Below are 1,258 nucleotides of genomic sequence, written 5' to 3'. Positions count from 1 at the left end.
CAAGGGTGCCAGACGGAAACGAGACCGTCAAGAAACAAGCGGTCGGCTCCGAGTTCATGGATGACGTCGCTGCTGTAGGCGGGCAGGCCGAGCGCACTGCCGATCGTTTGCGCCATCGCTTTCGAGAACAGGAAGCCGCTGCGCCGTTCGGTATCCTTCCACTCGACGACCTTGAGCTTGGCATCGACGCCCTTGGTCGCCAGCCAGTCGACCGCCACGGTCTCGCCACCGACGGCGTCGATCAGCCCGTTGGCAACGCCCTGGCGACCGGTGAATATCGAGCCGTCGGCAAGCACCAGCGCTTGTTCGCGGCTCATCTTGCGGCGTTCGGCGACGATGTCGACGAACCAGTTGTAACTGTCGAGGATGAGCTTGCGAACCATGGCGCGCTCGTCGTCATTGGTCGGCTTGAAGGGAGAGGGCGCGGCTTTCAGCGGCGAGGATTTCACCTCCTCCAGCTTGACGCCGAGTTTGTCCATCAGGCCGCTGACGTCGGGATACTGGATCAGCACGCCGATCGAGCCGACGATCGAGGTCTTGCGGGCAACGATGTGATCTGCGGCACTGGCGATCATATAGCCCGCCGATGCGGCGAGCGTGCCGACTTCCGCCACCACCGGCTTGTCGGCGGCCAGCTTGCGCACTTCTTCATAGATCGATTCACCGCCAACGGTGGTGCCGCCAGGCGAATCGATCGACAGGATCACGCCTTTCACCTTCGATGAAAGACGGATGGTTTCCAGCCGCTTGATCAGTTCCTCGTCCTCGGTGATCGTGCCTTCGATCTTGACCTTGGCAATATGGTCGACCGTCGAGCCGCCGAAATCGTCGCCATAGAACCAGGTTGAAAGCGCAATCACCCCAAGGGCTATGATGCCTATGGCGACGACGCGCCAGAATGTCAGCTTGCGCCGCAAACGGCGGCGGTCGATCAGGTCGTCGGCTCTCAGTGCCATGGTCAGCCTTTCAGTCGGCGGGAGGAGACGCTTTTAGACCATGATCCTCCCATCTGGAAGCAGTTCTCTTTTGCGCATGGCGAGACAAGTCGGCGCCTGGACGTGAGGTGGCTATCCGCGTCGGCAGTCGACGGGGCCGGGTCGGGCCCTCTCCAGGCGTCGGTCTGCTCACATATTCGTGCAATCGCCACCAGGTCGGGCGACGAGACCGATGGCTGATAAATTTTACGCCGCGTGTCTGTTTCTGCTATGGAGAACACGCAGTTGTGCGGACTTCGTTTTCGTCTGTACAAAGGCGGCTG

Annotated in this window: 1 protein-coding gene; it reads right to left on the bottom strand. The window is 61.0% G+C overall.

Features of this window, described 5'->3' with window-relative positions; translation table 11 throughout:
* On the bottom strand, positions 1 to 956 hold a 956-nt coding region (sppA, locus tag EN969_RS31590), incomplete at its 3' end, for a signal peptide peptidase SppA (protein ID WP_027161328.1).
* Positions 957 to 1,258: the final 302 nt, after the last annotated feature.

The sequence above is a fragment of the Mesorhizobium sp. M7A.F.Ca.CA.003.01.2.1 genome, from assembly GCF_003998945.1.
Lineage (GTDB): Bacteria > Pseudomonadota > Alphaproteobacteria > Rhizobiales > Rhizobiaceae > Mesorhizobium > Mesorhizobium ciceri.
This window is presented reverse-complemented; position numbering and strand designations above follow the sequence as displayed.